This window comes from Halobacillus sp. KGW1 (assembly GCF_001592845.1).
GTDB lineage: Bacteria > Bacillota > Bacilli > Bacillales > Halobacillaceae > Halobacillus.
The window spans coordinates 1-4,802 of sequence record NZ_LSOC01000009.1; the positions used below are offsets into that span (position 1 = coordinate 1).

A 4,802-nucleotide genomic window follows, 5' to 3' on the forward strand; every position below is an offset into this window, starting at 1 on the left:
GATCTTTGAAAACTGAACGAACCAACCAGTACGTCAAACATTCTTTCTATTATATAGAGAGAATTCAAACAAGCACATTCGGTGTGCAAAATGAGCAAGTCAAACACTTTTATGGAGAGTTTGATCCTGGCTCAGGACGAACGCTGGCGGCGTGCCTAATACATGCAAGTCGAGCGCGGGAAGCGAGCTGATCCCTTCGGGGTGACGCTCGTGGAACGAGCGGCGGACGGGTGAGTAACACGTGGGCAACCTGCCTGTAAGATCGGGATAACTCCGGGAAACCGGGGCTAATACCGGGTAATACTTTCTTTCGCATGAAGGAAAGTTGAAAGATGGCTTCTCGCTATCACTTACAGATGGGCCCGCGGCGCATTAGCTAGTTGGTGAGGTAACGGCTCACCAAGGCGACGATGCGTAGCCGACCTGAGAGGGTGATCGGCCACACTGGGACTGAGACACGGCCCAGACTCCTACGGGAGGCAGCAGTAGGGAATCTTCCGCAATGGACGAAAGTCTGACGGAGCAACGCCGCGTGAACGATGAAGGTCTTCGGATCGTAAAGTTCTGTTGTTAGGGAAGAACAAGTACCGTGCGAATAGAGCGGTACCTTGACGGTACCTAACGAGGAAGCCCCGGCTAACTACGTGCCAGCAGCCGCGGTAATACGTAGGGGGCAAGCGTTGTCCGGAATTATTGGGCGTAAAGCGCGCGCAGGCGGTTCCTTAAGTCTGATGTGAAAGCCCACGGCTCAACCGTGGAGGGTCATTGGAAACTGGGGAACTTGAGGACAGAAGAGGAGAGTGGAATTCCACGTGTAGCGGTGAAATGCGTAGATATGTGGAGGAACACCAGTGGCGAAGGCGACTCTCTGGTCTGTTTCTGACGCTGAGGTGCGAAAGCGTGGGTAGCAAACAGGATTAGATACCCTGGTAGTCCACGCCGTAAACGATGAGTGCTAGGTGTTAGGGGGCTTCCACCCCTTAGTGCTGAAGTTAACGCATTAAGCACTCCGCCTGGGGAGTACGGCCGCAAGGCTGAAACTCAAAGGAATTGACGGGGGCCCGCACAAGCGGTGGAGCATGTGGTTTAATTCGAAGCAACGCGAAGAACCTTACCAGGTCTTGACATCCTTGGACCTCCCTAGAGATAGGGATTTCCCTTCGGGGACCAAGTGACAGGTGGTGCATGGTTGTCGTCAGCTCGTGTCGTGAGATGTTGGGTTAAGTCCCGCAACGAGCGCAACCCCTGATCTTAGTTGCCAGCATTCAGTTGGGCACTCTAAGGTGACTGCCGGTGACAAACCGGAGGAAGGCGGGGATGACGTCAAATCATCATGCCCCTTATGACCTGGGCTACACACGTGCTACAATGGATGGTACAAAGGGCAGCGAAGCCGCGAGGTGTAGCAAATCCCATAAAACCATTCTCAGTTCGGATTGCAGGCTGCAACTCGCCTGCATGAAGCCGGAATCGCTAGTAATCGCGGATCAGCATGCCGCGGTGAATACGTTCCCGGGCCTTGTACACACCGCCCGTCACACCACGAGAGTTGGTAACACCCGAAGTCGGTGAGGTAACCTTTTGGAGCCAGCCGCCGAAGGTGGGACCAATGATTGGGGTGAAGTCGTAACAAGGTAGCCGTATCGGAAGGTGCGGCTGGATCACCTCCTTTCTAAGGATTTAGAACGGAAGCGTACTTGGTTGGTTGTTCAGTTTTGAGAGATCGAAAGATNCGTGAACCTTGAAAACTGGATAAGGAATCATCGTATCATCTAACGATGAAACGATTGATGACAAGACATCAAACATCGAAAGTTTTAAACAAACGTCTTTTCACGACGATAGTTAAGTGAATAAGGGCGCACGGTGGATGCCTTGGTACTAGGAGCCGATGAAGGACGGGACTAACACCGATATGCTCCGGCGAGCCGTAAGTAGGCTTTGACCCGGAGATTTCCGAATGGGGAAACCCACTGTTCGTAATGGAGCAGGATCTTATGCTGAATACATAGGTATAAGAAGGCAGACCCGGGGAACTGAAACATCTAAGTACCCGGAGGAAGAGAAAGCAAATGCGATTTCCCAAGTAGCGGCGAGCGAAACGGAATCAGCCCAAACCAAGAGGCTTGCCTCTTGGGGTTGTAGGACACTCCTTTGGAGTTACCAAGGAGGAAGGTAGATGAATCGATCTGGAACGATCAGCCAGAGCAGGTAACAGCCCTGTAGTCGAAACCTTTCTCCCTCCGGAGTGTATCCTGAGTACGGCGGAACACGTGAAATTCCGTCGGAATCCGGGAGGACCATCTCCCAAGGCTAAATACTCCCTAGTGACCGATAGTGAACCAGTACCGTGAGGGAAAGGTGAAAAGCACCCCGGAAGGGGAGTGAAAGAGATCCTGAAACCGTGTGCCTACAAGTAGTCAGAGCCCGTTAATGGGTGATGGCGTGCCTTTTGTAGAATGAACCGGCGAGTTACGACCGTATGCAAGGTTAAGCAGCAGAAGCGGAGCCGCAGCGAAAGCGAGTCTGAATAGGGCGAGTGAGTATGCGGTCGTAGACCCGAAACCGTGTGATCTACCCATGTCCAGGGTGAAGGTCAGGTAACACTGACTGGAGGCCCGAACCCACGCAAGTTGAAAATTGCGGGGATGAGGTGTGGGTAGGGGTGAAATGCCAATCGAACACGGAGATAGCTGGTTCTCTCCGAAATAGCTTTAGGGCTAGCCTCAGAATAGAAAGTCATGGAGGTAGAGCACTGATTGGACGAGGGGCCCCTATCGGGTTACCGAATTCAGTCAAACTCCGAATGCCATAGACTTTGTTCTGGGAGTCAGACTGTGGGTGATAAGGTTCATAGTCGAGAGGGAAACAGCCCAGACCGCCAGCTAAGGTCCCAAAGTGTGTGTTAAGTGGAAAAGGATGTGGAGTTGCTTAGACAACCAGGATGTTGGCTTAGAAGCAGCCATCATTTAAAGAGTGCGTAATAGCTCACTGGTCGAGTGACTCTGCGCCGAAAATGTACCGGGGCTAAACACACCACCGAAGCTGCGGATTGATCGTAGGATCAATGGTAGGAGAGCGTTCTAAGGGCCGTGAAGTCAGACCGTAAGGACTGGTGGAGCGCTTAGAAGTGAGAATGCCGGTATGAGTAGCGAAAAAAGAGTGAGAATCTCTTTCACCGAATGCCTAAGGTTTCCTGAGGAAGGCTCGTCCTCTCAGGGTTAGTCGGGACCTAAGCCGAGGCCGAAAGGCGTAGGCGATGGACAACAGGTTGATATTCCTGTACCACCTCCTTTCCGTTTGAACGACGGGGGGACGCAGGAGGATAAGGAGAGCGTGCCATTGGATGTGCACGTCCAAGCAGTGAGACGGTCGGATAGGCAAATCCGTCCGGCATAACGTCAAGCTGTGATGGGGAGGGAACTATAGTACCGAAGCTCCTGAGTTCACACTGCCAAGAAAATCCTCTAGTGAGGAAAGAGGTGCCCGTACCGCAAACCGACACAGGTAGGCGAGGAGAGGATCCTAAGGTGAGCGGGAGAACTCTCGTTAAGGAACTCGGCAAAATGACCCCGTAACTTCGGGAGAAGGGGTGCTCCTCTGCCGAGGAGCCGCAGTGAAAAGGCCCAAGCGACTGTTTACCAAAAACACAGGTCTCTGCGAAGCCGTAAGGCGAAGTATAGGGGCTGACACCTGCCCGGTGCTGGAAGGTTAAGGGGATGCGTTAGCGTAAGCGAAGCGTTGAACCGAAGCCCCAGTAAACGGCGGCCGTAACTATAACGGTCCTAAGGTAGCGAAATTCCTTGTCGGGTAAGTTCCGACCCGCACGAAAGGTGCAACGACTTGGGCACTGTCTCAACGAGAGACCCGGTGAAATTATACTATGTGTGAAGATGCACATTACCCGCGACAGGACGGAAAGACCCCGTGGAGCTTTACTGTAGCCTGATATTGAATGTTGGTACAGCTTGTACAGGATAGGTAGGAGCCTTAGAAGCCGGAGCGCTAGCTTCGGTGGAGGCGCTGGTGGGATACTACCCTGGCTGTACGGACATTCTAACCCAGGACCGTGATCCGGTCCGGAGACAGTGTCAGGTGGGCAGTTTGACTGGGGCGGTCGCCTCCCAAAGAGTAACGGAGGCGCCCAAAGGTTCCCTCAGAATGGTTGGAAATCATTCGCAGAGTGTAAAGGCACAAGGGAGCTTGACTGCGAGACCTACAAGTCGAGCAGGGACGAAAGTCGGGCTTAGTGATCCGGCGGTACCGCATGGAAGGGCCGTCGCTCAACGGATAAAAGCTACCCCGGGGATAACAGGCTTATCTCCCCCAAGAGTCCACATCGACGGGGAGGTTTGGCACCTCGATGTCGGCTCATCGCATCCTGGGGCTGTAGTCGGTCCCAAGGGTTGGGCTGTTCGCCCATTAAAGCGGTACGCGAGCTGGGTTCAGAACGTCGTGAGACAGTTCGGTCCCTATCCGTCGTGGGCGTTGGAAATTTGAAAGGAGCTGTCCTTAGTACGAGAGGACCGGGATGGACACACCGCTGGTGTACCAGTTGTTCCGCCAGGAGCATAGCTGGGTAGCTACGTGTGGTCGGGATAAGTGCTGAAAGCATCTAAGCATGAAGCCCCCCTTGAGATGAGATTTCCCTTTGCCTTCGAGCAAATAAGATCCCTCAGAGACGATGAGGTTGATAGGTCCGAGGTGGAAGCGTGGTGACACGTGGAGCTGACGGATACTAATGGATCGATGACTTATCTATCTGATCATAGATCGCGTGAAAAACGTTTCTTTCGATAAAG

Annotated in this window: 2 rRNA genes; both read left to right on the forward strand. The window is 53.1% G+C overall.

The window, feature by feature from the left end:
• The first annotated feature begins 108 nt into the window (after positions 1-108).
• A 16S ribosomal RNA gene (locus AXG56_RS18965) occupies positions 109-1,672 on the forward strand.
• A gap of 171 nt (positions 1,673-1,843) precedes the next feature.
• Positions 1,844-4,762, forward strand: a 23S ribosomal RNA gene (locus tag AXG56_RS18970).
• Together the 16S and 23S rRNA genes form the textbook arrangement of a ribosomal RNA operon.
• The last annotated feature ends 40 nt before the right edge of the window (positions 4,763-4,802 follow it).